Source organism: Micromonospora sp. NPDC049101 (assembly GCF_040648675.1).
In the GTDB taxonomy this organism is placed as follows: Bacteria; Actinomycetota; Actinomycetes; order Mycobacteriales; family Micromonosporaceae; genus Micromonospora.
Genome location: NZ_JBEZED010000026.1, coordinates 66,071 through 91,856, shown reverse-complemented (window position 1 = coordinate 91,856; position 25,786 = coordinate 66,071). Strand labels below are relative to the sequence as shown.

Below are 25,786 nucleotides of genomic sequence, written 5' to 3'. Positions count from 1 at the left end.
CCGACGGTCAGCCGGCGTCGGAGGAGTGCCCGGGGAAGAGGTGGGCGCTCGGGTCGATGGCCACCGCCGCGTTGTTGACCGCCGTCGCCGCCTCGCCGAAGCCGGTGGCGATCAACCGCACCTTGCCCGGGTATTCGGTGATGTCACCCGCCGCGAAGACCCGGGGCAGGTTCGTCGCCATCGCGCTGTCCACCAGGATGTGCCGGCGGTCCAACCGCAGCCCCCACTCGGCGAGCGGGCCCAGGTCGGCGGTGAAGCCCAGCGCGGCGACCACGGTGTCCACCGGCAGCGTCTCGGTGGCGCCACCGTGCACCCGCACCTCGGCGGCGGTCACCGCACCCTCCCCGAACAGCCTGGTGACCTCGGCGTTGACCACCACCCGCACCGGCAGGGAGAGCACGCGGGCGACAGTCGAGGCGTGCGCCCGGAATTTTTCCCGGCGGTGCACGAGGGTCACCGAACGGGCCAGGGGTTGCAGCGCCAACGCCCAGTCGAAGGCGGAGTCGCCGCCACCGACGATCAGCACGTCGTGGTCGGCCAGGTCGGTCGGCTCGGTGACGAAGTAGACGATCCCGGTGCCGGGAGCGCCGTCGGCGCACGGCAGCGGTCGGGGGCTGAAGCTGCCGAGCCCGCCGGTGACCACGACCGCCCCGCACCCGAGTTGCTCGCCGCCGGCCAGGCCGAGCACCGGAAGACCGTCGGCGTACGACAGTTTCTCGGCACGGGTGTTGAGCAGGTACTGAGGCGCGAACGGGGCGGCCTGTGCCACCAGGTTGGCCACCAGGTCGCGGCCCTTGACCGCGGGGAAGCCGGCCACGTCGAGGATCAACTTTTCCGGGTACATGGCGGTGACCTGGCCGCCGGGCTCGGGCAGCGCGTCGATGACCGCCACCGACAACCCTCGGAACCCGGCGTAGTACGCGGCGAAGAGACCGGCTGGACCGGCCCCGATCACGGCGACATCGACCTCGCGCATGGCGTACCGTCGCTTTCCGCTTACGGATCAACGCGTGCTGATCTCGACCGTAGGCGGGTGGCAGCGGTCCGGCAAGCACGTCCCAGGGGCGCGCCGGGGATTTGGTCAGGGCAGGCTGAGCGTGGACCCGAAGTGGTCCGGCCCGTCCACCGCCGGCCGTCGACGACGGAACAGGATCGCCGCGACCACCCCGCCGAGCAGCCCGAACAGGTGGCCCTGCCAGGAGATCCGCTCGTCGGTGGGGAGGATGCCGACAAGTTGCCAGCCGTAGAGCAGGCCGACCAGCAGGAAGACCGCGAAGTTCCACCAGCTGCGTTCGACGATGCCCCGGGTGAGCAGGATGCCCAGGTAGCCGAAGATGACGCCGCTGGCGCCGACCACCACCGAGTTGGGCGAGCCGGTGAACCAGACGCCGAGCCCGCTGACCAGGATGATGACCAGGGTCGACCAGAGGAAGCGGCGGGCGCCGGCGGCCAGGACGAACGTGCCCAGCAGGATCAGCGGGATGCTGTTGCTGTAGAGGTGGTCGAAGCCGTGGTGCAGAAACGGGGAGAAGAAGACCCCGTCCAGCCCTTCGATGCGCTGCGGGATGATGCCGGCGTTGGCGTCCAGGCCGAACGCGAGCCCCTGGTCGACGGCCTCGATGAGGAAGAGGAACGGGACCACCGCGCACATGGCGACGAACGCCCGGCCGAGGGCGGCGTAGAACGCCTCGGTGCCGAACCGGAAGGGGTCGCCGCTTGACGGGTGCAGGGTCACCTGACAACTGCTATCAGCAAAAGCGGCCGGCCGCCACTCACGTCCCGTCCGGAGTACGCGCGAAGGCGGGGCGAGTGGAGAGCCACCCGCCCCGCCTTCGGAAGCCGTCAGTAGTGGTTGTTGTTCTGGAAGAAGGTCCAGGCGCCGCAGGGCGTGTCGTACCTACCCTTGATGTAGCTCAGCCCCCACTTGATCTGGGTGGCCGGGTTGGTCCGCCAGTCGGCGGCCACCGTGCCCATCTTGCTGCCCGGCAGTGCCTGCGGGATGCCGTACGCACCTGACGAGTTGTTGGCGGCCTTGTGGTTCCAGCCGCTCTCCTTGGTCCAGAGCTTCTCCAGGCAGGGGAACTCGGCGATGCCGAAGCCCGCACTGATCATCAGGGCGCAGCCGGTCTTGCGGTTGCCGCTGAACTCCTCGCAGGACGCCGGGATCGGCCCGTCGAACGGCTTGGCGGGTGCGTTGGCGGCCTCGCGCTCGCGCTTGCGGGACGCCGCGGCGGCCTCGGCCCTGCGGGCTCGCTCGGCGGCCTCCTTGGCGGCCTGTGCCGCCCGCAGCTTGGCCTGGTATTCCGCGGCCCGCTGCTTGGAGAACTGCACCTGGTGGGCGGCCTGCCGCTCGCGTTGGTACGCGAGGTCGGCCCGGTCGACCTCGAGGCTGGCCTGCTCGACCAACCCCTGTTGCTGGGTTTCCCGGTCCTGGCCCAGGTAGAAGCCACCGGCAACGCCCACGGAGAGCAGCGCCACAGCAGCCGTACGGGCACCCAACCGGCTCCACAGCCGACTCACGAAGTGGTCCCTTCGTCGGGGGCATGGACGCGGCACGGCGCAGGTCACAGGTGGACCGTCAACCGTGCCACGAGCGCCCCGACCGATTGCCGGTCGCGCCGACGTACCGATCGCCGCCGATGTCCTCCGTCGTGCGACGAACGATCACCGACGATCCCCTTGGTGCGTGGGCGCTCGTGGGACACGATTGCGCACAGTGAGGCTGATGGGAAACCAACCACGCTGTTTGTGACTTCTGCCACATTAATTATGCGGACAAAGGCCGCATAAGCACCATCAGATCGGAATGTCCTCCAGGAGATCGGTGACCATCGCGGCGATCGGCGACCGCTCCGAACGGCTGAGTGTCACGTGGGCGAAGAGCGGATGGCCCTTGAGCGCCTCGATGACGGCGGTCACCCCGTCGTGCCGGCCGACCCGCAGGTTGTCCCGCTGGGCCACGTCGTGGGTGAGCACCACCCGGGAGCCCTGCCCGATCCGGGACAGCACGGTCAGCAGCACCCCGCGCTCCAGCGACTGGGCCTCGTCCACGATCACGTAGGCGTCGTGCAGGCTGCGCCCCCGGATGTGGGTCAGCGGCAGCACCTCCAGGATGCCCCGCGAGGTGACCTCCTCCAGCACGTTCTCGTGCACCACCGCGCCGAGCGTGTCGAAGACCGCCTGGGCCCACGGCGACATCTTCTCCGACTCCGACCCGGGCAGGTAGCCCAACTCCTGGCCACCGACGGCGTACAGCGGGCGGAACACGATCACCTTCTTGTGCCGGCGGCGCTCCATCACCGCCTCCAGCCCCGCGCAGAGCGCCAACGCCGATTTGCCGGTGCCGGCCCGGCCACCGAGCGAGACGATCCCGATCGCCTCGTCGAGCAGCAGGTCGAGGGCGACGCGCTGCTCAGCGGAGCGGCCGTGCAGGCCGAACGCCTCCCGGTCGCCGCGGACCAACCGGACCGACTTGTCCGGCAGCACCCGGCCGAGCGCGGAGCCCCGCCCCGAGTGCAACACCAGGCCGGTGTGGCAGGGCAGGCCGGCCGCCTCGTCGAGGTCGAGGGTCTCGCCGGCGTACAGCGACCCGATCTGCTCCTCGCTGAGCTGCATCTCGGACATGCCCGTCCAGGTCGGGTCGCTGGCCTGGCCGTGGCGGTACTCGTCGGCGCGCAGACCCACCGAGGCCGCCTTGACCCGCAGCGGCATGTCCTTGCTGACAAGTGTCACCTCCCGCCCCTCGGCGGCGAGGTTGAGCGCGACGGAGAGGATCCGGGCGTCGTTGCTCTCGGTCCGGAAGCCGGGCGGCAGCACGCCGTCGTCGGTGTGGTTGAGCTCCACCCGCAGGGTGCCACCGGCATCGTTGGCGGGCACCGGTCGGTCGAGTCGGCCATGCCGGACCCGTAGGTCGTCCAACATCCGCAGCGACTGCCGGGCGAACCAGCCCAGCTCCGGATGGTGCCGCTTGCCTTCCAGCTCGGTGATGACCACCAGAGGCAGCACCACCTCGTGCTCCGCGAACCGGTGGAACGCCGCCGGATCGGAGAGCAGCACGGAAGTGTCCAGGACAAAGGCCTGGCCGGCTGGTCGTGGCTCCTTCGGGTCGGCCGGCGCGGCGGCCGCCGTGCGGCGGCTCCTGGTGGCGCGGCGGGTCGTGGCAGTCGCGGCCGGGGTCTGGTCGGCACCGGCGGTGGTACGGCGAGTCGTCACAGGCCTGCTCCGACGGATGGGCACCCGCCACCCGTGTTCCGCCTCCTCCGGTGCCCGGGGACACGGGGTCGGATGCGGAACCCCGTGCGCGAGGTCGCAGATCCGGGCGGACCGGCTGGCTCGGGAGAACCCCGCGCCATGCCTAGACGCTAGCCCCGCCGAACCCTTCCGGCTAGGGCCTGTGTCAAAGTCCTGGGTCGAGCCGAGGCGGAGTCCAGGCGGCGACCGGCTAGGGGCTTTGACACAGGCCCTGGCGTGCGGGGAACTCCCAGGACGGGCGCGTCGCCGGGTGCTCGTCGGGACGGGCTGACGACGGGCGCGGCGGAACCGGCCGGGATGCATGCCCCCTGCGCGCACCCCGGCCGGTTGGGGTCACCGTCACCGGTCTGACGTGACCCCGTCGGTGCGTGTCCGCCGCGGACGACGCACCGCGTCGGTAATGCCGGTCGGCGGGCCTGCGCCCGCCGACCGACCTCAACCGGTACGTCGAACGAGCGTGCCGGTCGGGTGCCGCCCGGTGATCGGGGCGGCCGGAGCGCTGAACGACGAGCCGGTGTACGTGGTGCCGGGGCGGGCGACGGTGCTGGCCGAGCGGACCACGCCCGCCGGGGAGACCGACAGGGCGGAGGCGATCGCCGCCTGGGCGTCGCGGCGACGCCGGTTCCAGGCGCCCCGGTCACCGTCGAAGTAGCCCTGCCGGTAGCCGAAGCGGTAGCCGATGCGGTAGCTGAGCTGCCCGTGCAACCGACCGGCCGCGTAGCTGGTCGCACCGAGCACCAGGACGAGGAACACCGCGAGGAACGGGCTCATCGGGCAACACCGGCCCAGCGTGGACGCCAGGTCATCGCTCCTCCGGCTCGATCGTGGTGGGATCCGCGACGAGCAGCCGGTCCAGGTCGTCGGTGCTGACCTCCTCGACCAGTTCGACGCTGATCCGGCAGCCGTCCAGCACGATCTCGGCCACCGAGGAACGGCGGATCTCGCCGCCGGCGTCGTAGACCCGGACGCTCAGTTCCGGGCAGCCGAGATGGGTACGCCAGGCGTTCCACTCGGCGCGGTCGCCGACGCTCAGCGACAGGTAGCGGCAGCCTCGGGCGAGGTAGAGACGCCAGGGGGCGGTCAGCCCCGCGGCGACCCCCTCGGCGATCAGCCCGAAGGCCTGGGCGCGGGTGGCGAGCTCGGTCACCACACCCCCTTGGCGTCGGGGGTATGACGCATGTGAGCACCAATCGTCTCATGCACGTGACACACCGTAGATTGTCCCATGGGCGTGACAGTATCAGCTTTTCGTCCGCTTACCTTCGCCACTACGTGCATCTATTCTGCCCGCGTGACACCCCTCAACAGCGGCACTGAATCGTTTACCGGAAATCCGAGGATCCCGTCACGTCTGCGTGACAGTGGCGAGCCGGGGCGCGCGCTCGGCGCCGCGTGGCCGTACCGTCACGGGGTGACCGAGACGGCCAATGCGCGGAAGATCGCCTTCGCCACCTTCGTTCGCCGCGCCCTGGACGAGGCACGGGCGACCCGGGCCTGGAGTGGCACCGAGGTGTCCCGGCGCACCGGCGTCTCCCGGCAGACCATCAACCGGTGGGTCCGGGGCGACTGGGCCAGTGACCCGGAGGCCGAACGGGTGGTCGCCTTCTGCGAGGGCCTGGGGCTCAACCCGGCGGCGGCCTTCGCCGCACTCGGCTGGGACCGCACCGCGAGCGGCCCCCGCAGCGGCCAACCCGCCCCTCCGATGGACCCCGACGTGGAGGCTCTGCTGCGCCGGCTGGTCGATCCGAACGTTTCGGACGCGGAGAAGTTCCACATCCGAGAAACCATTAGATACCTCGCATACCGCCCAACGCTGCCGGTCGATGTCCGAAATAGAGGCAATCAAGCAGGGTAGTTCCTCAGATGGCGAAAGAACGCCTGGTCAGGTTCATTCGTTTGCCTCCGGGGTCGGAACGGGCACGCTAGCGTCCCTATTCGTACTGCTTGGGCTCGTCATCGGCGGGGGGACGGGACAAGGCCGAACCCAGCCCTGCGGGACAAAAGGAGGGGTCTGTCCATGACCCTGAAGTGGTTGGCAGTCGTGGTCGCGACAGTGTCGATGACACTGTGGGCGACCGGTAACACAGTGACCCTCGCGGTCGACGGCGGGCAGCTGCCGCTGCTCGTCAACCTCTTCGTACTCATCACCGCCGGCACCGCGGTCGTCCTGGCCGTCGTCGCCGAGCTGCACGAACGCATGAACGACCGAATCAGCGCACTCACCGAGTTCCTGGTGGCACGGCTCAACGAGATCGAGACCCACACCGGCGATCGCAACACCGGGTTCGTGGAGGGTTACCTGTTGAGCCACGGCCAGGAGGCTGCGGTGGTGCCGTTCGGTCGGCGTGGACGAGGAGCCGCCGAACGCTGATCGCCCACCGCGCAACGGGTCCGCTCGGCCAGGAATGAGCCTTCGTCGCCGGGGTACGCTGACGCGCGTGCCGCCGTTGAATCTGGGCAATCACCAGCCGAGTACTCCGTTGAACGCCGACCAGGCCTGGCGGACCACCGCCAGCCGGGCGGCCGGGACCGTGCTCTTCTTCGACTTCGACGGCACGCTCGCGCCCGTCGACGACGATCCGACCGCGGTCCGCCCGGCGCCCAAGGCGTTGGCCGCGATCGAGGCGCTGGCCCCGGTCGTGCAGCGGGTCGCGATCGTCTCCGCCCGACCCGTCGAGTTCCTGCGGGATCAGCTCGGCGGGCTCACCGGCGTGGACCTCTACGGCCTGTACGGGCTGGAGCACAGCCACTCCGGCGGGGAGACCGTCACCGAGCCGGCCGCGCTGCCCTGGGTGCCGACCATGACGGAGCTGGCCGACCTGGCCCGGGCGGAACTGCCGCCCGGCACGCTCGTGGAATACAAGCGGCTCTCCGTGGCACTGCACTGGCGGACCGCCCCACAGCTCGGCGCGACAGTGCAGCAGTGGGGGCAGGCGCAGGCCGACCGGCTGGGTCTGCGGGTGCAGGCCGGGCGGATGGTGCTGGAGCTCAAACCGCCAGTCGACCGGGACAAGGGCATGGTGATCGGCGAGGCGATCAAGGGGGCCACCGGCGCCTGGTATTTCGGTGACGACGTCTCGGACATCAAGGCCTTCGCCGCACTGCGCGCCCGCGCCGCCGCCGACCCGGACTTCCTCGGCGTCTGCGTGGCGGTGGCCAACCCGGAGACCGGCCACGAGGTCGCCAACGCCGCCGACCTGACGATCGAGTCCCCGGCCGCCCTGGGCGACTTCCTCACCGAGGCGCTGACCCACCTGCCCTGACCTGGCCGGGCGGCAGACCGACGCGTCAGGCGCCGTAGCGGCGTTGCCTCGTCGCGTACGAGCGCAGTGCGCGCAGGAAGTCGATGTGCCGGAAGTCCGGCCAGTTGAGTTCGCAGAAATAGAACTCCGAGTGCGCGGACTGCCACAGCATGAAGCCGGACAGCCGCTGCTCCCCGCTGGTGCGGATGACCAGGTCGGGATCGGGCTGGCCACGGGTGTAGAGGTGCTCGGCGATGTGCTCGACGTCCAGCACCTCGGCCAACTCCTCGATCGTGCCGCCGGAGGCGGCGTGCTCCAACAGCAGCGAGCGGACCGCGTCGGTGATCTCCCGGCGACCGCCGTAGCCCACCGCGATGTTGACCTCCGCGCCGCCGGTGCGCTCGCGGGTGCGTTCCTCGGCGCCCTTCAACGCCGCCGCGGTCTGCGCCGGGAGCAGGTCGAGAGCCCCGACGATGCGCAACCGCCAGGGGTTGCCCTCCTCCGCCAGCTCCACCACCAGATCCTCAATGATCTTGAGGAGGGGGTCCAGCTCACTGGCCGGGCGGCGCAGGTTGTCGGTGGCCAGCAGGTAGAGGGTGACGTGCCCGATGCCGGCCTGGTCACACCAGCCGAGGACATGCTTGATCTTGGCCGCCCCGACCCGGTGACCGTCGTTCGGGTCGACGAAGCCCATCTCCCTCGCCCATCGGCGGTTGCCGTCGCACATCACCCCGACGTGCCGGGGCACCGGCTTACCCGCGAGCTTCGCCGTGAGCCGGCGCTCGTACACGGAGTAGATAAGGTCCCGCAGCGTCATCACCTAGCAGCGTAGCGACCCTTCGGCCAGATCACCGCCTCGGAGTCGCATCCCCGCCCGGCAGACCGATGCCGATCATCGCCAGCGTACGGGCGGTGAGGCGTCCGTCACCCAGCCCCAACTCGACCACGTCGTAGAACACCCGGTCGTCGCGCCGGGCGGCCCGCACCGCCGCGTCCACCACCCGGCCACGCCGCGCCAACCAGGCCGCGAACGAGCTGTGCCGCAGGTGGGTGCCGAGGCGGCGACGCAACCCGTGGGCGTACCGGACGGCGGCCGCCTCGGGTGCCTGGGCCGCCGCCGCACCGGCGAGCGCACCGGAGAGCAGCGCGTAGAAGATGCCCTCCCCGGTGAACGGATTGATCAGTGACAGCGCGTCCCCGGCCAGCAACGTGCGGCCACGCCCCGGTGCCGGCCGGTGGGTGGACAGCGGCAGATGGTGGGCGCGCAACCCGGTCACCGTCCCCAGATCGGTGCCGGGCAGCAGCGCGGCCAGCCGGTCCAGCAGGTAGGCCCGGCTCAGCGGCTCACCGCGCAGCACCTCCCCGTACCCGACGTTCGCCCGTCCGTCGCCGATCGGAAACGACCAGGCGTACGCCGGCCAGCGCGCCTTCGAGGTGACGATGAGCTGCTCGGAGGGGCCGGGCAGAGCCGGGGCGTACCCCCGGATGGCCAGCGCCAGGTGCCGGTCGGGATTCTGCGGATGGCCGAGCGCCCGACGCACCAACGAGCCGGCGCCGTCGGCACCCACCACCACTCGACCGGACACCTCCCCGTCGAGCACCACCCGGTCGGCGCGCGGCTCGACCCGGCGCACGGTGTGTCGGCGCAACTGCGCGCCGGCCGCCACGGCAGCCGCCACGAGTCGCGCGTCGAAGACCTCCCGGGGCACGGTGTACGCGGGTCGGGGCAGCGCCCGAGCCACGGCGCCGCCACCCGGCGCGATCATGCGTAACGCGGGCAGCGGCGCGTAGCCGGCCACCGCCTCGGGCACACCCAGCTCGGCGAGCACGTCCACCGAGTGCGCGGCGATCCCGTCGCCACACGCCTTGTCCCGGGGAAAGTCGGCCCGGTCCAGCAGCAGCACGCTGGCACCCGCCCGGCGTGCCGCCAACGCGGCGGCTGCTCCGGCCGGCCCCGCTCCCACCACCACCACATCGAACTCGTCGCTCACCGCGCGCCTCCCTCCCCGTCGGCGGCACGGCCCGTTCGCCACCCGCCTGCGCCGTCGGCGTCGTCGCTGTGCTGTGACCGACACCACCCGTCATCCTGCCCGCTTGTCGCTCACCCGGGCCGACGCCGCACGGCCGAATTTCCTGCCCGCCGGCCGCTCACCCGGGCCGACCCCACACGGCCGGAACTTCCTGCCCGCCAGCCGCTCACCCGGGCCGACCCACATGGCCGGAATTCCATCGACGCACCGCGGACCTGGGCGGCGTCAGAGCCAGCCGTTGGTCCTGGCGCTGAGGGCGGCCTCGATCCGGTTTCGGGTACCGGTCTTGCCGATGGCCGACGACAGATAGTTGCGCACCGTGCTCTCGGACAGGTGCAGACGGGCGGCGATGTCGGCGATGGTCGCACCGTCGACGGCGGCCGCCAGCACGTGCCGCTCCCGGTCGGTGAGCGGGTTCGGGCCGGCCGCCAGAGCCGCCGCCGCGAGCGTCGGATCGATCACCCGCTCACCGGCCAGCACCCGCCGGACGGCCACCGCGAGTTCCTCCACCGGACCGTCCTTGACCAGGAAGCCGGCCGCACCGGCCTCCATCGCCCGACGCAGGTAGCCGGGCCGACCGAACGTGGTGAGGATCAGCACCCGACAGTCGGGCAACTGCTCCCGCAGCGTCGCGGCGGTGTCCAGGCCACTGCCGTCGGGCATCTCGATGTCCAGCAGCGCCACGTCCGGACGACTGCTCCGGGCCGCCTCCAACGCCTCGGCGGTGGTCCGGGCCTGCGCCACCACCTCGATGTCGGGTTCGAGGTTCAGCAGCAGGGCCAGCGCCCCGCGCATCATGCCCTGGTCCTCGGCGAGCAGCAGCCGGATCATTCGGTCGCCGTCGCTACCGCGCGGGTGGGAACCCGGACGGTGAGCAGCAGACCACCACCGTGCGCCGGACCGACCCGCAGGGTGCCGCCCGCCTGCTCAAGCCGCTCGGAGAGACCCCGCAGGCCGTTTCCGAACCGCGGTCGGCCGCCCACCCCGTTGTCCCGAATGGTCAGCACCGACCCGTCGGCATCGGTGTCGACCTCGATGGCGCAACGCGACGCCCGGCTGTGTCGCAGCACGTTCGTCACTCCCTCCCGAAGGACCCAGCCGAACGCGTCGTCGGTGTCGACGTCGAGATTCCCCGTTCCCCGTACGGTGACGGTGATGCCGACGTCGGCCAGGACGGCCCGGGCGTTGTCCAGCTCCCGGGCGAAGCTGTGCTCGCGGTAACCCGTGACCGCCTCGCGCACCTCGGTGAGGGCGGTGCGGCCGATCCGCTCGATGTCGGCCGCCTCCGCCGCCGCCCGGAGTGGATCCGTCGGGGCGAGCCGACGGACCACCTCCGCCTTCACCACCACCAGCGACAGCGTGTGGCCGAGCAGGTCGTGCAGGTCCTTGGCGAACCGGAGTCGTTCCCGTTCCACGACCGAACGGGCCAGCTCCCGCTGGGTGCGGCGCAACTCGTCGACCAGGCGGGCCACCCGCGCGAACGCCAACGTCATGGCACCGGCGAGCAGCGTGATCAGTGCGATCTGGATGGTGCCCTCGGCGGGCAGGCGTCGCGCCGCCCCGATCACCAGCACGGCCGCGACGCTGCCGCCGACCCAGGCGAAAGCCCACTTCACCCGGAGCAGCCCCACGGCGCCCGCGGAGCACACATAGATCAGCAGGGCCAGCCAGCCGGTCGTGGCGTTGCCGTACGCGGCGGCGAGCGCAACCCCGAGCAGCGCCAGCAGTGCCAGCCCGGCGTGGTGCACGGCCGACCGAACGGCCAGTGCGGCCACCGGCACCGCCACCAGCGCGAGGTAGAGCAACGCGAAGACGGCCAGCCCGACCATGGCCACCGGCACCGGGTGGACCTCCCCCCGCACGACAGTGGCAGCCGGCGGGAGCAGCAACCACAGCCACAGCGTGTGGGCCGCCACCAGCATGATCCCGCGCCGCCGCAGGCCGGGGTCGACGGCACGTGTCATCTCGCTGGCACCAGGCACGACGGACACGCTAGTGGCGGTCAACCGCGTACGGTCGCGCGCCGGTGGGCGCACGCCGCGACGGCCGCGAAGAGCAGTCCGGATGAGTTGGTAGGCCCCGTGCGACGTACCGCGTTGTCACCCATACCCAGCACGCTACGAACGGGCGAACGCCCCCGGCAGAGCCGCCGGTACCGGGTGCACGGTGACAAATGTCCCGGGCTGTCGCCACCACCAATCCCGCGGTCTTGCACTTTGTGTCGCCGCTTCGGGCCTTTCGTTCCCTTCTGTCGCGACAGAAAGTGCAAGATCGACGATGGATAGGGCGGGGCGGGTCAGGCTGGGGTGTGGGTTGCTTGGCGTAGGCCGTACAGGGCCAGTGCGGCTGCCGCCAGCAGTGGGGCGCCGTCGCGGACCAGGCCGTCCACGCCCAGCAGCCACCAGCACAGCGGCAGGTCCACGGCGAGCACGACCAGGGTGACGCCGACCAGCAGGCTCCGCGCCCAGTCCTTGCCGCGCATCAGGAACGCGGTACAGAACAGCACCGCGTAGCTGGCCGCGATGCCGGCACCGAACCAGAACAGCACGGCCGGCAGCGCGGACAGCCGACCGTCCAGGATGGCGCCACCGGCCACCAGGGCCGGCACCAGCATCAGCGGGCTGTAGGTGAACGCCGCCACCCGGCTGGTCAGCAGCCAGGCACTGGCCTCCGCCCGACGTGGTGGGGTTTCCCGCCAGGAGAGGCCGGCCCGGTCGATAACCAGCCTTGGCCGGTGCCGGACGAGATGCCCGGCCAGCGCCGACGAGCGGTACAGCAGCCAGACCACCGCCACACAGAGCGCGCTGAGCACGGCGAAGCCGAGCAGGCCGGGCAGCGGCGGCACCCCCTGGCGGGGCACGATCAACCGGCCGACGGCGAAGACCGTGGTGACCGCGAGGATCAGCCCGAACGGGCGAGCCACCGTGCGGCCCCGGCGGACGTGCCCGATCAGCAGCAGGAAACCGAACGAGCGCAGCATCGCCCAGCCGGTGCGTACCGCCAGACCGAAGCCCTGCTCCGGGGCGTACCACCAGTTGAGCAGCTCGACCACGACGGTGGCCGCCGCCGTCGTCGCGAGCAGGAAGGTCAGCACCCGGACGGCGGACGGCCGCCGGACCTGGGTCTCGGCGGCCGTCCTCATGGAATCCGATGTTGCCCGCGAAGGGTCTCGTTCACACCTACCGCTGCGGTTGCGTGGCGTCCAGGCGGGCGCGCAGCGCGTCCAACTCGGCCCAGAGCACGCCGGGCAGCTTGTCACCGAACTTCTCGAACCACTCGGTGATCATCGGCAGCTCGTTGCGCCACTCGTCCGGGTCGACCTTCAGCGCGATCCGGACGTCCTCCGGGGTCATGTCCAGGCCTTCGACGTCCAGCGACTCGGGCGTCGGCACCATGCCCACCGGGGTCTCCACCGCGTCGGCCGTGCCCTCGATCCGCTCGACGACCCACTTGAGCACCCGGGAGTTCTCCCCGAAGCCCGGCCAGAGGAACGAGCCGTCCGGGTCCTTGCGGAACCAGTTGACGTAGTAGATCTTCGGCAGCTTGGCCTCGTCGCCGTCGGTGCCCTTGCCCATCTCGATCCAGTGCCGGAAGTAGTCACCGGCGTGGTAGCCGATGAACGGCAGCATCGCCATCGGGTCGCGGCGGACCACGCCGACCGCGCCGGACGCGGCGGCCGTCGTCTCCGAGGAGAGCGTGGCGCCCATGTAGACGCCGTGCACCCAGTCGCGGGCCTCGGTCACCAACGGGATGGTGTCCTTGCGGCGGCCACCGAAGAGGATCGCGTCGATCGGCACCCCGTTGGGGTCGAAGTACTCGTCGGCGAGGATCGGGCACTGGGTGATCGGGGTGCAGAACCGGCTGTTCGCGTGGGAGGAGAGGCCCTCGCTCTCCGGCGTCCAGTCGTTGCCCTTCCAGTCGATCAGGTGCGCCGGCGGCTCGCCCATGCCCTCCCACCAGACGTCGCCGTCGTCGGTGAGGCCCACGTTGGTGAAGACGGAGTTGCCCCGGTCCAGGGTGCGCATGGCGTTGGCGTTCGTCTTCCAGTCGGTGCCGGGTGCGACACCGAACAGGCCGTACTCCGGGTTGACCGCGTAGAGGCGGCCGTCCGGGCCGAACCGCATCCAGGCGATGTCGTCGCCGATGGTCTCGACCTTCCAGCCCGGAATGGTGGGCTCCACCATGGCCAGGTTGGTCTTGCCGCAGGCCGACGGGAAGGCGCCGGCGATGTGGTGGACCTTGCCCTCCGGCGAGGTGATCTTGAGGATCAGCATGTGCTCGGCGAGCCAGCCCTCGTCCCGGCCCATCACGCTGGCGATCCGCAGCGAGTAGCACTTCTTGCCGAGCAGCGAGTTGCCGCCGTAACCGGAACCGTACGACCAGATCTCCCGGGTCTCCGGGAAGTGCGAGATGTACTTGGTCTCGTTGCACGGCCAGGCGACGTCCTGCTGGCCAGGGGCGAGCGGGGCGCCGATCGAGTGCAGCGCGTGCACGAAGTCCGCGTCGTCGCCCATCGCCTCGAGGACACGGGTGCCCATCCGGGTCATGATGCGCATCGACGCGACCACGTACGGGCTGTCGGTGATCTCGACACCGAACATCGGGCTCTCCGCCTCGACCGGGCCCATGACGAACGGGATGACGTACATGGTGCGCCCGCGCATCGAGCCGCGGTACAGCTCGGTCATCGTCCGCTTCATCTCCGGCGGCGCCATCCAGTTGTTGGTGGGGCCGGCGTCCGCCTCGTCGAGGGAGCAGATGAAGGTGCGTTCCTCGACCCGGGCGACGTCCGTCGGGTCGGTACGCGCGTAGAACGAGTTGGGCTTCTTCTCCGGGTTCAGCCGGATCAGCGTGCCGGCCTCAACCAGCTCGTCGGTGAGGCGGCGCCACTCCTCGTCGGACCCGTCCACCCAGACGACCCGGTCGGGGGTGGTCAGTTCCGCGACCTCACGGACCCAGGCGAGCAGTTTCGGATGGGACGTCGGGGCCTGATCAATACCCCGCACAACAGCCGGAGCAACCATGACACATCTCCTTGTGGTCGACGCTGACCGATCTATGGGATGCACGAGACTCAGCGGCGCGATGCGTCGCCTTCGTGGAAACCTGGGATTGGCCTCAGCGTAAACCGGGCAGCCTTCCGAGTCAGTGGGACTGGTTGTGAAGAACTGCACAAGCTACGGCCACGCTGCGGCATCACGAGCTGATACCCGCTTTCCTGCGCAGTTTCACGCAAATCTTGTTGTGCACCCCGGCGGACGCTTGTAGCGGTCGGGCCGTGACCTGCCCCGCCGACCGGTGCGTGGATTCCCGTTCCGGGGCGCGTCAGTCCTCCCAATTGGTTACGCTGCGTACAACGGTTCCGCACACAGTGATCGGCTGTTCCGGGTGACCACGCCCGCTCGCCGTTGCTACCCCTCTGACTGGTCGACAGCCGGTAGGCTCGCCCCGTGGCCGCCACGATGACCGGGGAGCAACCGGGTCCCCGGCAGACCCGACGGGGTCTGGTCGGCAGGCTGCTGGACCGCTTCGGTCATCTCGTCCGCGAGATGAGCAAGTTCGCCACCGTGGGTGGCGTCGCCTTCCTCGTCGACTTCGCGCTCTTCAACTATCTGACGAGCACGCGTGGCGTCGAGGAGCTGACGGCGAAGACGATCTCCACCATCATCGCGGCCTCCGTCGCCTTCGTGGGCAATCGGTTCTGGACCTGGCGGCACCGGCAGCGCAGCAACCCGGCCCGCGAGTACGCACTGTTCTTCTTCTTCAACGTCGTCGGCCTCGGCATCGCGGTGGCCTGCCTCGCGATCAGCCGGTACGGGCTCGGCAGCATCTGGCCCGCCGTGTTCGAGACACGCCTGGCCGACAACGTCGCCAGCTACGTCGTCGGCACGGGCCTCGGCACGCTGTTCCGATTCTGGTCGTACCGGCGGTTCGTCTTCGTCGAAGCGGGAACCCGGACCGTTCCGCAGGTAAGACCCGACCCCGATCGCAGGGCGTGACCTGCCGCTCACCCCGTTCGGCCGGTGATCACCGGCCGCACCGACTGCCCTAAGGTGTTTCGCATGCGTCTTGTCCGTCTGCTGCCTGAGCGCTGGCAGAAGTTCATCCACGAGGCGCTCAAGTTCGGCATCGTTGGCGGCGTCAACACCGTCATCAATTACGCGGTGTTCAATGCCCTTGCACTGACCGTTTTCGTCAATGGTCAATTGAAGGCGAACGTGATCGCGACCCTCGTCGCCACGATCACGTCGTATCTGATGAATCGGCACTGGACGTACCGGGATCGCCCGAAGTCGGCGCTGCGCCGGGAGTACGTCCTGTTTTTCCTGTTCAACGGGGTTGGCCTGCTCATCGAGCTGGGTGCCGTGGCGGCGGCCAAGTACGGCCTCGGCGTCCATGGCCTGCTCGCACTGAACGTGGCCAAGACCGTCGGCGTCCTGCTGGGCACGCTCTTCCGTTTCTGGTCCTACCGGACCTTCGTCTTCCAGCCGGTCGTGCCGGCCGAGGGCGAGACGAAAGCCGAGCCCACCTGGCACGACATCCCGCGGGACGAGTGGGACACCCTGGCCGAGATGGACCCGGTCGCCGAGCTTGCCGAGACCGTGTCGGAGCTGGAGGAGGAGGCGAAGTCCGCAGACCGCGCCGACCAACCGCCCGGCACTCCCACCCAGGGCCGGCCCACCCGGTTGAGTGTCAGCCCCGCTGCCGACCTGGACGCGGAGCTCGCCGCGGAGTTACACGTCGGCACTCGCCGCGCGCCCCGCCGGTGACGACACCCGACGCCCGCTCCGGCACCGGGCTACCCGCCGAGCTGTTCTTCGAGGATCTCGTTCCGGGGCACACCGTCGACCTCGGCGTGGTCACCGTGGACGGCGACGAGATGGTCGCCTTCGCCCGCCGCTTCGACCCGCAGTGGTACCACGTCGACCCCGAGCTGGCCGGGGCCAGCCGGCACGGTGGGCTGATCGCCAGCGGCTTCTACACGGTCAGCCTGTTCATGCGGGCGTACGTCGACCATCTGCTGTCCCGAGCCGCCGCGGACGCGTCCCCCGGCCTGGAGGAGCTGCGCTGGCTCGCCCCCGTACGCGCCGGCGACCGGCTCGCGATCCGGGTCGACGTGATGGGCGCGCGACCGTCGACGGCCCGCCCGGGGCTCGGCACCGTCAGCCTCACCGGCACCATGTTGCGCCTCGGCCCGGACGACCGGCCCGAGCAGGAGGTGCTGCGCACCCGCTTCCGTGGCTGGTTCGCCCTGCGACCAGCCGAGGCCGACCCCATCGAGGCCGACCCCGAGGCCGGAGCCGGCACAGTCGCCTCCGGCCCGGCCGGAGGCGGCACAGCGGGTCAGGACGCAGCCGAAGCCGGCCCGGCCGGTCGCGGCGCAGCCGGAGGCAGCCCCGCCGGTCACGACGCAGCCAGCGACGGCCCTGCCGGTCGCGGCCCAGCCGAAGCCGGCCCTGCCGGTCGCGGCCCAGCCGAAGCCGGCCCTGCCGGTCGCGGCCCAGCCGAAGCCGGCCCAGCCGGTCGCGGCCCAGCCGAAGCCGGCCCAGCCGGTCGAGGCACGGCCGAAGGCGGCCCAGCCGGTCACGACGCAGGCAGTGGCGGCCCAGCCGGTCGCGGCGCGGCCGAAGGCGGTCAGCCTGCGAGTGGGCCGCCCGACGCCGGCCCGGCCGAGACCAGCCCGCCTGGGCCCGTACGGCCCGGAAACGGCACACCCCCGGCCGAACCACACGACTGACCCGCCCCGACACTGTCCAGGGCGGGTCACGGCCTCGGTCGACCCGAGGTCAGGTCGTGGTGTCGCGCAGCGGCTTGCCGTCCTGCATGTCGGCGAGGATGTCGCGCATCTCCCCGTCGCCGAGCGAGTGCTTGTCGTGCTGTGCCTCGACCAGCTCGTACAGGGTGGTCTGCACCTTTCCGACACCCGGCACGTCGGCGAGCACCGACTGGCCGCGTTCGCCGGCCGACTCGATGGTGAGCGTGCCGCAGCCGAGCAGGCGCTCGACGAAGCGCTGGTTCATCGAGTGGTCGTTGACCCGGGTGAGCGGAAGGTCCCGCCGGTCACGGGAGAAGACGCCCTGCTGGATCAGCACACGCTCGTTGGTGAACAGGTAGTGCGTGGTACGCCAGACCAGGAACGGCCACAGGCCGAGCCAGAGCACCCCGACCAGGGCGATCACGCCGATCACGGCCAGCGCGATCGAACCGCCGCCGCTCTCGGGCAGCAGGAGCAGCCCCACCACCACCGCGGCGATGGCCAGCACCAGCACCGCGATCGGCCGGATCAACGCCTTCCAGTGCGGGTGCAGGTGCAGCACGACGTGCTCGTCCTCGGTGAGCACGTCTTCAGGAAACGCCACGGGAACCTCCATCGCGATTTTCTAGACGCGCAGACGGTAAACCCCCCAAGCCCCACCACGACATCCGCCACGCGGCCCCCACCCCGTTCTCCGCGATCTTGCACTTTCGGTCGCCGTTACGCGGCCTTCACCCGATTTACCCCGACCGAAACTGCAAGATCGCGGGGGTGGGGTGGGGTGGTTAGCGGAGGTGGAGGACGTCTCCGGCGGTCAGGGTTCGGGGGCCGGTGGGGGTGGTGACCATCAGTTGGCCGTCCGGGTCCACTCCGGTGGCCTCGCCGGTCAGGGAGTCGCCGTCGGGGAGCAGCACGCGTACCTCGCGACCGACCGTCGCGCACGCCGCCAGGTAGGCGTCGCGCAGGCCGCTGGCCACCGCGTCGCCGCCCGCGGAGCGCCACCGGTCGTACCAGTCGGCGACCGCACGCAGCAGCGCCCGTAGCAGCGGATCCCGGTCGGTGGCCGCCGCACCGGCCAACTGCAACGAGGTGGCCGGCAGCCCGGTCGGGTTCACCGGCAGTTCCTCGGCGCGCAGCGTCACGTTGAGCCCGATGCCGAGCACGATGGCCGGCGGTTGGTCCGGTGCACGCCCGGGCACCGCCTCGGCCAGCACGCCCGCGCACTTCGCGTCGCCGATCAGCAGGTCGTTGGGCCACTTCAGTTTGGCGTCCAGCTCGGCCAGCCGGGCCACCGCCTCGACAAGCGCCACGCCGGCCAGCAACGGCAGCCACCCGTACCCCGTGGGTGTCGCCGGCAGCCAACCGCGGTCCGGCACGGCCTCGCCGGGCCGCAGCAGCACGCTCGTCGCGATGCCCGCCCGCGGCGGTGACTGCCAGACCCGGCCGCGCCGGCCACGCCCCGCGGTCTGCCGCTCGGCGACCACGACCAGGCCCTCGGGCTCGCCGGCTCGGGCCGCCTCGGCCACGTCGGCGTTTGTGGAGCCGGTCTCGGTGCGCAGCTCCAGCCGGGCCCACGGCCCGTTCGGCGCGACCAACGCGCGGCGCAGCCGGGCCGCCGACAGCGGCGGGCGATCCAGATCGGTGTACGGGGAGCCCGACATTCCGCCAGCCTACGGCGGTGGCGGTGCCGACACTGAGGGGTACGGCACGCCGGTGCCGACCTGAACCATCGTTATATTCCCTGGGTGACTACCGAGACCGGGACCAACATCCACAGCACCGCGGGCAAGCTGGCGGACCTGGAGCGCCGGGTCGACGAGGCGGTGCACGCCGGGTCGGCCCGTGCCGTCGAGAAGCAGCACGCGCGCGGCAAGAAGACCGCCCGTGCGCGGATCGAGCTGCTGCTCGACGAGGGCTCGTTCGTCGAGCTCGACGAGCTGGCCCGGCACCGCTCCACGGCCTTCGGGCTGGAGCGCAACCGCCCGTACGGCGACGGTGTGGTCACCGGCTACGGCACGGTGGACGGCCGGCAGGTGTGCGTGTTCGCACAGGACTTCACGGTCTTCGGCGGCTCCCTCGGTGAGGTCTTCGGGGAGAAGATCGTCAAGGTGATGGACCTGGCCATGAAGATCGGCTGCCCGGTGGTCGGCATCAACGACTCCGGCGGCGCCCGCATCCAGGAGGGCGTGGTCTCGCTCGGCCGCTACGGCGAGATCTTCTTCCGCAACGTGCGGGCCTCCGGCGTCATCCCGCAGATCTCGCTGGTGATGGGGCCCTGCGCGGGCGGCGCGGTCTACTCCCCGGCGGTCACCGACTTCACCGTGATGGTCGACCAGACCTCGCACATGTTCATCACTGGCCCCGACGTGATCAAGACGGTGACCGGCGAGGACGTCGGCATGGAGGAGCTGGGCGGGGCACGCACGCACAACTCCCGCAGCGGCAACGCGCACTACCTCGCCAGCGACGAGGACGACGCGATCGACTACGTCAAGGCACTGCTGTCGTACCTGCCGTCGAACAACCTCGACGAGCCGGTGGTCTTCGACGCGCCGGCTTCGTTGGAGATCAACGACGAGGACCGGCAGCTGGACACGCTGATCCCGGACTCGGCCAACCAGCCGTACGACATGCACACGGTGCTTGAGCACATCCTCGACGACGGCGAGTTCCTGGAGGTCCAGCCGCTCTACGCGCAGAACATCGTGGTCGGCTACGGCCGGGTCGAGGGTCGTCCGGTGGGCGTCGTCGCCAACCAGCCGATGCACTTCGCCGGCACCCTGGACATCGCCGCCTCCGAGAAGGCCGCCCGGTTCGTGCGTACCTGCGACGCGTTCAACATCCCGGTGCTGACCTTCGTGGACGTGCCCGGCTTCCTGCCCGGCACCGGCCAGGAGTGGGACGGCATCATCCGCCGGGGCGCCAAGCTCATCTACGCGTACGCCGAAGCCACCGTCCCCAAGGTCACCGTGATCACCCGTAAGGCGTACGGCGGCGCGTACGACGTGATGGGCTCCAAGCACCTCGGCGCCGACCTGAACTTCGCCTGGCCGACCGCCCAGATCGCGGTGATGGGCGCACAGGGCGCGGTGAACATCCTCTACCGCTCCGAACTGGCCGGCGCGGAGGACCCGGCGGCGGTCCGCGCCCAGAAGATCGCCGAGTACGAGGACACCCTGGCCAACCCGTACGTGGCGGCCGAGCGCGGTTACATCGACGCGGTGATCGCGCCGCACGAGACGCGTACCCAGATCATCCGGGCGCTGCGCGTCCTCCGCACCAAGCGGGAGACCCTGCCGCCCAAGAAGCACGGCAACATCCCGCTCTGAGCGCTGCCGACCCCCGACGCGCGACGCTTGACCCGGTCCGGGGTCAGCAGGCCGGGTTCGCGGCTACGCACATGCGGGCCGCTGCCGCCACGGCCAGCTGCCTGAGCTCCGATTCGGTGCCGTCGTAGCCGAGGCGGAGCACCGAGACGAGGTCGCCGACCCGGACGACGGCCAGCCGAAGCGGCGCAGGGTCGTCGCCGTCCTTCTGCCCGGTTTCCAGGTCGGTGACGGCCGTGAGCGAGTCCTGCAGAATGGCGGCGTCGTCCCCGGCGAAACCCCGCTGCGTCACCGCCCACCGGTGCACGACGAACACCGTGCGGGTGACCCCTGCCGTGTCCATCTGCCCGACGCTTCGCCATTCGGCGCACGGGGCGATCAGGTCGTCCAGACCGGTGAAGAGCTGCGTGGCCGCCTCGGGTACCAATCTGAAGAGCTCCTGCGTGACGTCGCCCTCACCCCGCGTCTGGATGGCGGGAGCGCGCTTGGGCACGAAGGTCTGCGAGCGGGACAGGATCGACGGCTGCCAACCCTCCGAAAACCCCTGGCTCGTCCGGCAGTAGCCGAGAATCTCGTCCAGCCTGATCATCTCGCCCAGCCCCGACTGGCTGAGTTGCACGTCGACCGGCTGTGGCAGGTCGCTCGGCTGCAACAGCGCGTCGGTGCTGATCTCGTGCCGGGTCGGGGCAGCGGCCGGCAGAGCCGGTGCCGAGGACTGCCGCGGTGCGGCGACCGCCACGGCGGAGGCCCCGACGAGGGTCAGCACGGCGGTGGCCACGACGATTCTGCGCCGGCTGCGGCGACGGGCCCGGGAACGAATCTCCTCAGGTGCCGGCCACTGGACATCCTGCAGGTCACGGTGGATCTGCTCGACGAACGACGGGTCATCACGCATCGGTGGTCTCCTCCAGATCAGAGACGGCGAGCAGGCCGGCGAGCGCGGCGCGCCCCCGGGACAGTCGGGCCTTGACGGTGCCCACCGGGGCTGCGGTTTCCCGCGCCACGTCGGCGACCGGCATGCCGACCAGGTAGTAGAGGGCGATGGCGACGCGTTGCTCCTCGGGCAGCCGGCGCAGGGCGGCGACCACCTCGACGGTGTCGGTGCCCGGCCCGGGAACTGTCTCGGTGGCCCCGTGCCGCAGGTACGCGCGGGCGCGACTGCGCAGGCTGCGCCAACGACTGACCGCGACCCGACTGGCCACCACCCGCACCCACGCCTCCGGGTCGTCGTACTCACGGACCGTCGACCAGCGCTGCCACGCCCGGATGTACGCCTCCTGCACGGCGTCCTGAGCCTCGACCCGGTCGCCGCTCAGGGCGTAGACGAACCCGAGCAGCCGTTGTCGGCTCCCCCGGTAGAACTCGTCGAACCCGTCGATGTCCGGCACCCGTTTACCTCCCCGTGTCGGTCGCAGGGAACACGCACCGGGTCGGGTGGTCGGTTGCCGAGATCAGGGAATCATCTGCTCCAACTCGGCGAGCGGGAACGCGCCGGCCGCGACCCGGTCCCGGACCGCCCGGCGGACGGCCCGCTGCACGGCCACGTTGACCGGCGTCGGCACGCCGTGCAGCCGGCCGAGCAGCGCGATCTCGCCGTTGAGGTGGTCGACCTCGGTCGAGCCGGTGCCCCGGGCCAGGCTCTGCCAGGTGGAGCCGCCGGAGCGGGCCTCGCCGTCGACCGGGCGCTGCTGCACCAGGTCACCGCGTTCGGCCTTCTCCTCCTGCGGCGAGGTGTGCGCGATGCCGGCGGCGGCGAGCGCGGCGACACCTTCGGCGCGCACCCGCTCGACCAACGCGTCCGGGATGTCCTGGCCGAGCAGCGCCTGGAGGCCGTTGCCGAGGTTGCTGAGCAGCTTGCCGTACTTCCAGCGCAGCACGTCCTCGCGGACCGGTGCGACGAACCCGGCGGCGCTCAGATCGGCGGCGATCGCCCGGTCGGTGTCGTCGGCGCCTGCGGGGTATCGCCCGATGTGGAGCATCCCCGGGTGCGGGTAGCCGTTGGCCACCACCACGCCCGGGTCCAGATGGGTGGCCGGCAACCAGACGCAGACCGGGTGTACGTCGGCGAAGAGCCGCAGCGCGGCCCGCTCGTTCGCCACCCCGTTCTGGGCGGTCACCAGCGGCAGCCGCTCACCCGCCGTACCGCCACCGACCACCGGCGCGTCCACCCAGGCGGCCAGCGCGCCGGCGGTGTCCTGCGACTTGACGGTAAGGATCAGCACCGTGTCCGCCGGCAGCGGCTGCTCGCCGGGCCCGTCCACGGCGGTGAGCCGGGCGGTGACCTCCCCGTCGGGCTGCCGCAGGGTCAACCCCCGCGCCCGGATCGCCTCCAGGTGGGCACCACGGGCCACCACTGTCACGTCCCGGTCGGCCTGGGCCAGCCGTACGCCGATGGTCCCGCCGACCGCACCCGCCCCGATGATCACGTATCGCATCGCCCCATTCTGCCCGCCCGCGCGTTTCCCGCCGTCGATCATGGAGTTGTGGTGCCTGGATGCGGGGGTATCGCGGCTTTCGCGGCCCACCACAACTCCTTGATCGACCCGGGCGGAGGCGGGGTTGAGGCGGGTTAGGGCGTCAGGCCGGCGTCGGTGAGGATCGGGCCGGTCAGCAGGAGGGCGCCGGCTACCAGGGCGGCCAGGTTGACCAGGGCGAAGACGGCCACCCAGAAGAGCGGCGGGAACGGGGTGAGCCCGGCGAGTTGGTCGGCGTCGGAAGCGGGCATCCGGCCCCGCGACCGCAGCCGTTGCAGCTCCACCACCGGCCGCACCCCGCCGAGCAGCAGGAACCACACCCCGGTGTACGCGAACGCGGCCTGCACCTGCGGCGTGGCGTACCACGAGACGGCGATCACCAGCGCGCCGGTGACCAGCAGCGACACCACGCCGAAGGCGTTGCGGATCATGATGAGCATGGCCAGCAGCAGCGCCACCGCCACCCAGAGCAGCAGGGTGATCCGGTTGCCGCCGAGCAGCCAGGCACCGGCCAGCCCGACCAGCGGCGGGGCGACGTAACCGGCGAGCAGGGTGAGGATCATGCCCGGCCCGGTGGGACGGCCGGCGGAGAGCGTCAGCCCCGACGTGTCCGAGTGCAGCCGGATGCCGCGCAGCTTGCGGCCGCTGAGCAGGGCGACAAGTGCGTGCCCGCCCTCGTGCGCGATGGTGATGGCGTTGCGGGCGATCCGCCACGGCAACCGGGTGGACACCACCACCAGCGCGATGGCCGCCGTGATCAACACCAGCAGCGGGGGCGGGTCCGGCTGAGCGCCGAACAGCGTGTCCCACGTATCGCCCAGCCCGTCGATCGACATCATGGGGCGCGAGCCTACCGGCGGCGTTCCGTGTCGCTCCCGGAGCACCGCCTCGTGATGCCTGAGACTTCGGGTGGCCATCGAGGATAGAGGTGATTGCAGATGGGGTCGTTGCCCTTGGAACACCATGTCGGGCTCTGGACCGAGGCCGACTACTTCGCCCTGGGTGAGACTCCGGACCGGATCGAACTGCTCGACGGGAGCCTGCTTCTGAGCCCGGTCCCGAGTAAGCGTCACCAGTTGGTGTCGCGCCGGCTGGCAGACCAGGTCGAGCGCGCAGCAGCAGGCCTCGCAGTCTTCGGGGCGGTCAACGTTCGGCTCGGCGTGGATCGAATCGTCATCCCCGACGTGGTTGTCGCGGACACCGACGACGAGGGCATGGCGGTGGAGGCCGCCGAGGTGGTGCTCGTCGGCGAGATCATCTCGCCGGGCAACGCCGCTGCCGACCGGCTGGTCAAGATGCAGCTCTACGCCATCACGCGAATCCCCTGGTACCTGCTGGTCGAGCAGGACGGCGACGGTCACTCGCTGCGGCTCTACCGGCTCGACGGTGAGCACTACGTCGAGGACCAGGTGGCCAAGGCGGGCGAGACGCTGAGCGTTGTCGAGCCGTTCCGCTGGCAGCTCGACCCGGCCACGCTGGGCTGATCCGTTCGACCCTCGCAACCGGGGCGACACATGCCCGTCGATGAAGCTTTTTTCAGCCGCCCTTGTGATCTAGGGCACTTACCTCCAAAGATGGTTGTCGATAGAGCGACGTCCTTGGAGGCATTCATGGCCCGTACCTCGTCATCGCTGCGCCGCGCACTCGCGGCCGGCCTCACCGTCCTCGCCACCGCGGCGGCGGCCCTGGTCGCGACCGCCGGACCGGCGGCCGCCGCCACCACACCCGGCATCGACGTGTCCCGTTACCAGGGCACCATCAACTGGACAAGCGTCCGCAACGCGGGCATCCAGTTCGCCTTCATCAAGGCGACCGAGGGCACCACCTACAAGGACCCGAACTTCAACGCCAACTACGTCAACTCGTACAACGCCGGGGTGATCCGCGGGGCGTACCACTTCGCCCGCCCGAACATCTCCGCCGGCTCGACCCAGGCCAACTACCTGGCCTCCAACGGCGGCGCCTGGTCCGCGGACAGCCGCACCCTGCCGGCGGCGCTGGACATCGAGGCCAACCCGTACAGCGGCGGCTACTGCTACGGCCTGAGCACCACCGGGATGCGCAACTGGGTGCAGGACTTCCTCAACACCTACCGGTCGCGCACCGGCCGGTACGCCGTCATCTACACCACCACGAGCTGGTGGAACCAGTGCACCGGCAGTTGGACCGGCCCGTGGGCGAACCACCCGCTCTGGCTGGCCCGCTGGGCCAGCGCGCCCGGTGCCCTGCCGGCCGGCGCGTCGGTGTGGAGCTTCTGGCAGTACACCAGCACCGGCGTCGTCGCCGGAATCAGCGGCAACGTGGACCGCAACTACTGGAACGGTGACCGCAGTCGACTGATCGCGTTGGCCAACAACACCTGACCGGGCCGTTGGCGGCAGCGGGATCGACGGTCACCACCCGGTCGACAATCGGTCCGGCTGCCGCCACACCACCGGTGTCAGGCCCTCCGTCGGCTCAACACCGGCACCACGGCTTCCTCGCGGGCCAGCGCGCCCCGGCGGGTCAGCCGCCAGGCAGCCACCCCGAAGCCGGCAACCACCACGACGCTGAGCAGTGCGATGAGCGCCGGAATCCCCATCGTGACCAGCAGCAGGATCGCGTCGCCGAGCGCCACGAGCATCCACAGCGCCAGCCGAGGCCGGGTGTCCCTCCGTCGGTAACCCATGTCGTGCCTCCCTCCGTCGTCGACTGTCAATTACCCAGG

27 protein-coding genes and 1 pseudogene are annotated in these 25,786 nt (G+C 70.9%); 9 read left to right on the top strand and 19 right to left on the bottom strand.

Annotated features, from left to right (window positions below; translation table 11 throughout):
- Positions 1–7 precede the first annotated feature (7 nt).
- The 6 genes from AB0B57_RS28830 to AB0B57_RS28805 all read right to left on the bottom strand — a co-directional run bounded on the left by AB0B57_RS28830 (position 8) and on the right by AB0B57_RS28805 (position 5,398).
- Positions 8–976 carry an NAD(P)/FAD-dependent oxidoreductase gene (locus AB0B57_RS28830; protein ID WP_357076528.1) on the bottom strand — a complete coding sequence of 323 codons (969 nt, stop codon included), beginning with the start codon at positions 974–976 and terminating at the stop codon, positions 8–10.
- A gap of 105 nt (positions 977–1,081) precedes the next feature.
- Entirely contained in the window at positions 1,082–1,735 is a 654-nt protein-coding gene (locus AB0B57_RS28825; protein ID WP_357076525.1) for a rhomboid family intramembrane serine protease, read from the bottom strand.
- A gap of 107 nt (positions 1,736–1,842) precedes the next feature.
- Complete coding sequence (locus AB0B57_RS28820) at positions 1,843–2,520, bottom strand: transglycosylase SLT domain-containing protein (protein ID WP_357076522.1); 678 nt, start codon at positions 2,518–2,520, stop codon at positions 1,843–1,845.
- Between the two features lie 276 nt (positions 2,521–2,796).
- Positions 2,797–4,212, bottom strand: coding sequence for a PhoH family protein (locus AB0B57_RS28815; RefSeq protein ID WP_357076519.1), 1,416 nt, complete (start codon positions 4,210–4,212; stop codon positions 2,797–2,799).
- Positions 4,213–4,686: 474 nt separating this feature from the next.
- Positions 4,687–5,022 carry a hypothetical protein gene (locus tag AB0B57_RS28810; protein WP_357076516.1) on the bottom strand — a complete coding sequence of 112 codons (336 nt, stop codon included), beginning with the start codon at positions 5,020–5,022 and terminating at the stop codon, positions 4,687–4,689.
- 31 nt (positions 5,023–5,053) lie between these two features.
- Entirely contained in the window at positions 5,054–5,398 is a 345-nt protein-coding gene (locus AB0B57_RS28805) for a hypothetical protein (RefSeq protein ID WP_354995764.1), read from the bottom strand.
- A 264-nt stretch (positions 5,399–5,662) separates the two neighbouring features.
- Between AB0B57_RS28805 and AB0B57_RS28800 the strand changes: the two genes are divergently transcribed.
- The 3 genes from AB0B57_RS28800 to otsB all read left to right on the top strand — a co-directional run bounded on the left by AB0B57_RS28800 (position 5,663) and on the right by otsB (position 7,514).
- On the top strand, positions 5,663–6,106 hold the full coding sequence (locus tag AB0B57_RS28800) for an XRE family transcriptional regulator (RefSeq protein ID WP_357076513.1): 444 nt from the start codon (positions 5,663–5,665) through the stop codon (positions 6,104–6,106).
- A 162-nt stretch (positions 6,107–6,268) separates the two neighbouring features.
- Complete coding sequence (locus AB0B57_RS28795; protein WP_357076510.1) at positions 6,269–6,622, top strand: hypothetical protein; 354 nt, start codon at positions 6,269–6,271, stop codon at positions 6,620–6,622.
- A gap of 67 nt (positions 6,623–6,689) precedes the next feature.
- Entirely contained in the window at positions 6,690–7,514 is an 825-nt protein-coding gene (gene otsB, locus AB0B57_RS28790; RefSeq protein WP_357076507.1) for a trehalose-phosphatase, read from the top strand.
- 25 nt (positions 7,515–7,539) lie between these two features.
- On the opposite strand, the gene AB0B57_RS28785 is transcribed toward otsB, so the two are convergent.
- The 6 genes from AB0B57_RS28785 to AB0B57_RS28760 form a co-directional block, all read right to left on the bottom strand.
- On the bottom strand, positions 7,540–8,310 hold the full coding sequence (locus AB0B57_RS28785; RefSeq protein ID WP_357076504.1) for an isoprenyl transferase: 771 nt from the start codon (positions 8,308–8,310) through the stop codon (positions 7,540–7,542).
- 31 nt (positions 8,311–8,341) lie between these two features.
- The gene (locus tag AB0B57_RS28780) at positions 8,342–9,484 is read right to left on the bottom strand and encodes a geranylgeranyl reductase family protein (RefSeq protein ID WP_357076500.1); all 1,143 of its coding nucleotides are present in this window, start codon (positions 9,482–9,484) and stop codon (positions 8,342–8,344) included.
- 264 nt (positions 9,485–9,748) lie between these two features.
- Positions 9,749–10,354 carry a response regulator transcription factor gene (locus AB0B57_RS28775; RefSeq protein WP_357076496.1) on the bottom strand — a complete coding sequence of 202 codons (606 nt, stop codon included), beginning with the start codon at positions 10,352–10,354 and terminating at the stop codon, positions 9,749–9,751.
- Entirely contained in the window at positions 10,351–11,505 is a 1,155-nt protein-coding gene (locus AB0B57_RS28770; RefSeq protein WP_357076493.1) for a sensor histidine kinase, read from the bottom strand. Before AB0B57_RS28770 ends, AB0B57_RS28775 begins: the two co-directional genes overlap by 4 nt.
- A gap of 314 nt (positions 11,506–11,819) precedes the next feature.
- On the bottom strand, positions 11,820–12,665 hold the full coding sequence (locus AB0B57_RS28765) for a hypothetical protein (RefSeq protein ID WP_357076490.1): 846 nt from the start codon (positions 12,663–12,665) through the stop codon (positions 11,820–11,822).
- Between the two features lie 37 nt (positions 12,666–12,702).
- Complete coding sequence (locus AB0B57_RS28760; RefSeq protein ID WP_357076487.1) at positions 12,703–14,547, bottom strand: phosphoenolpyruvate carboxykinase (GTP); 1,845 nt, start codon at positions 14,545–14,547, stop codon at positions 12,703–12,705.
- Positions 14,548–14,683: 136 nt separating this feature from the next.
- Here AB0B57_RS28760 and AB0B57_RS28755 point away from each other — a divergent pair.
- From AB0B57_RS28755 to AB0B57_RS28745, 3 genes and pseudogenes are all read left to right on the top strand, one after another.
- Positions 14,684–15,522: pseudogene (locus AB0B57_RS28755) on the top strand (GtrA family protein).
- Between the two features lie 63 nt (positions 15,523–15,585).
- Entirely contained in the window at positions 15,586–16,293 is a 708-nt protein-coding gene (locus tag AB0B57_RS28750; protein ID WP_357076604.1) for a GtrA family protein, read from the top strand.
- Positions 16,290–17,261 carry a MaoC/PaaZ C-terminal domain-containing protein gene (locus AB0B57_RS28745; RefSeq protein ID WP_357076484.1) on the top strand — a complete coding sequence of 324 codons (972 nt, stop codon included), beginning with the start codon at positions 16,290–16,292 and terminating at the stop codon, positions 17,259–17,261. Before AB0B57_RS28750 ends, AB0B57_RS28745 begins: the two co-directional genes overlap by 4 nt.
- A 49-nt stretch (positions 17,262–17,310) precedes the next feature.
- On the opposite strand, the gene AB0B57_RS28740 is transcribed toward AB0B57_RS28745, so the two are convergent.
- Both AB0B57_RS28740 and AB0B57_RS28735 read right to left on the bottom strand, forming a co-directional pair.
- Positions 17,311–17,883: a PH domain-containing protein gene (locus AB0B57_RS28740; RefSeq protein WP_357076481.1), complete on the bottom strand. Its 573-nt coding sequence runs from the start codon at positions 17,881–17,883 to the stop codon at positions 17,311–17,313.
- A 181-nt stretch (positions 17,884–18,064) separates the two neighbouring features.
- Positions 18,065–18,940 (bottom strand): biotin--[acetyl-CoA-carboxylase] ligase, encoded by an 876-nt coding sequence (locus AB0B57_RS28735; protein WP_357076478.1) that lies wholly within the window; start codon positions 18,938–18,940, stop codon positions 18,065–18,067.
- 84 nt (positions 18,941–19,024) lie between these two features.
- Between AB0B57_RS28735 and AB0B57_RS28730 the strand changes: the two genes are divergently transcribed.
- Positions 19,025–20,608 (top strand): acyl-CoA carboxylase subunit beta, encoded by a 1,584-nt coding sequence (locus tag AB0B57_RS28730; protein ID WP_357076475.1) that lies wholly within the window; start codon positions 19,025–19,027, stop codon positions 20,606–20,608.
- 43 nt (positions 20,609–20,651) lie between these two features.
- On the opposite strand, the gene AB0B57_RS28725 is transcribed toward AB0B57_RS28730, so the two are convergent.
- From AB0B57_RS28725 to AB0B57_RS28710, 4 genes are all read right to left on the bottom strand, one after another.
- The gene (locus AB0B57_RS28725) at positions 20,652–21,500 is read right to left on the bottom strand and encodes a hypothetical protein (protein ID WP_357076472.1); all 849 of its coding nucleotides are present in this window, start codon (positions 21,498–21,500) and stop codon (positions 20,652–20,654) included.
- Positions 21,493–21,993, bottom strand: coding sequence for a sigma factor-like helix-turn-helix DNA-binding protein (locus AB0B57_RS28720; RefSeq protein WP_357076469.1), 501 nt, complete (start codon positions 21,991–21,993; stop codon positions 21,493–21,495). The genes AB0B57_RS28725 and AB0B57_RS28720 overlap by 8 nt, the downstream gene beginning before the upstream one ends.
- A 63-nt stretch (positions 21,994–22,056) precedes the next feature.
- Entirely contained in the window at positions 22,057–23,040 is a 984-nt protein-coding gene (locus AB0B57_RS28715) for a 2-dehydropantoate 2-reductase N-terminal domain-containing protein (protein WP_357076466.1), read from the bottom strand.
- 134 nt (positions 23,041–23,174) lie between these two features.
- Positions 23,175–23,918, bottom strand: coding sequence for a M50 family metallopeptidase (locus AB0B57_RS28710; RefSeq protein ID WP_357076463.1), 744 nt, complete (start codon positions 23,916–23,918; stop codon positions 23,175–23,177).
- Positions 23,919–24,017: 99 nt separating this feature from the next.
- Between AB0B57_RS28710 and AB0B57_RS28705 the strand changes: the two genes are divergently transcribed.
- Both AB0B57_RS28705 and AB0B57_RS28700 read left to right on the top strand, forming a co-directional pair.
- Positions 24,018–24,563 (top strand): Uma2 family endonuclease, encoded by a 546-nt coding sequence (locus AB0B57_RS28705; RefSeq protein ID WP_357076460.1) that lies wholly within the window; start codon positions 24,018–24,020, stop codon positions 24,561–24,563.
- A 126-nt stretch (positions 24,564–24,689) separates the two neighbouring features.
- Positions 24,690–25,442 carry a GH25 family lysozyme gene (locus AB0B57_RS28700; protein ID WP_357076457.1) on the top strand — a complete coding sequence of 251 codons (753 nt, stop codon included), beginning with the start codon at positions 24,690–24,692 and terminating at the stop codon, positions 25,440–25,442.
- A 77-nt stretch (positions 25,443–25,519) separates the two neighbouring features.
- Here the strand turns inward: AB0B57_RS28700 and AB0B57_RS28695 are convergent, their stop codons facing one another.
- Positions 25,520–25,747 carry a hypothetical protein gene (locus AB0B57_RS28695; protein WP_357076455.1) on the bottom strand — a complete coding sequence of 76 codons (228 nt, stop codon included), beginning with the start codon at positions 25,745–25,747 and terminating at the stop codon, positions 25,520–25,522.
- Between the last annotated feature and the right edge of the window lie 39 nt (positions 25,748–25,786).

Coding starts and splice junctions, on each gene's coding strand:
- AB0B57_RS28795 (WP_357076510.1), top strand. CDS start 6,269: ATGACCCTGAAGTGGTTGGCAGTCGTGGTCGCGACAGTGTCGATGACA.
- AB0B57_RS28735 (WP_357076478.1), bottom strand. CDS start 18,940: ATGTCGGGCTCCCCGTACACCGATCTGGATCGCCCGCCGCTGTCGGCG.
- AB0B57_RS28705 (WP_357076460.1), top strand. CDS start 24,018: ATGGGGTCGTTGCCCTTGGAACACCATGTCGGGCTCTGGACCGAGGCC.
- AB0B57_RS28750 (WP_357076604.1), top strand. CDS start 15,586: ATGCGTCTTGTCCGTCTGCTGCCTGAGCGCTGGCAGAAGTTCATCCAC.
- AB0B57_RS28695 (WP_357076455.1), bottom strand. CDS start 25,747: ATGGGTTACCGACGGAGGGACACCCGGCCTCGGCTGGCGCTGTGGATG.
- AB0B57_RS28760 (WP_357076487.1), bottom strand. CDS start 14,547: ATGGTTGCTCCGGCTGTTGTGCGGGGTATTGATCAGGCCCCGACGTCC.
- AB0B57_RS28700 (WP_357076457.1), top strand. CDS start 24,690: ATGGCCCGTACCTCGTCATCGCTGCGCCGCGCACTCGCGGCCGGCCTC.
- AB0B57_RS28775 (WP_357076496.1), bottom strand. CDS start 10,354: ATGATCCGGCTGCTGCTCGCCGAGGACCAGGGCATGATGCGCGGGGCG.
- AB0B57_RS28830 (WP_357076528.1), bottom strand. CDS start 976: ATGCGCGAGGTCGATGTCGCCGTGATCGGGGCCGGTCCAGCCGGTCTC.
- AB0B57_RS28725 (WP_357076472.1), bottom strand. CDS start 21,500: ATGCGTGATGACCCGTCGTTCGTCGAGCAGATCCACCGTGACCTGCAG.
- AB0B57_RS28715 (WP_357076466.1), bottom strand. CDS start 23,040: ATGCGATACGTGATCATCGGGGCGGGTGCGGTCGGCGGGACCATCGGC.
- AB0B57_RS28785 (WP_357076504.1), bottom strand. CDS start 8,310: ATGACGCTGCGGGACCTTATCTACTCCGTGTACGAGCGCCGGCTCACG.
- AB0B57_RS28765 (WP_357076490.1), bottom strand. CDS start 12,665: ATGAGGACGGCCGCCGAGACCCAGGTCCGGCGGCCGTCCGCCGTCCGG.
- AB0B57_RS28710 (WP_357076463.1), bottom strand. CDS start 23,918: ATGATGTCGATCGACGGGCTGGGCGATACGTGGGACACGCTGTTCGGC.
- AB0B57_RS28810 (WP_357076516.1), bottom strand. CDS start 5,022: ATGAGCCCGTTCCTCGCGGTGTTCCTCGTCCTGGTGCTCGGTGCGACC.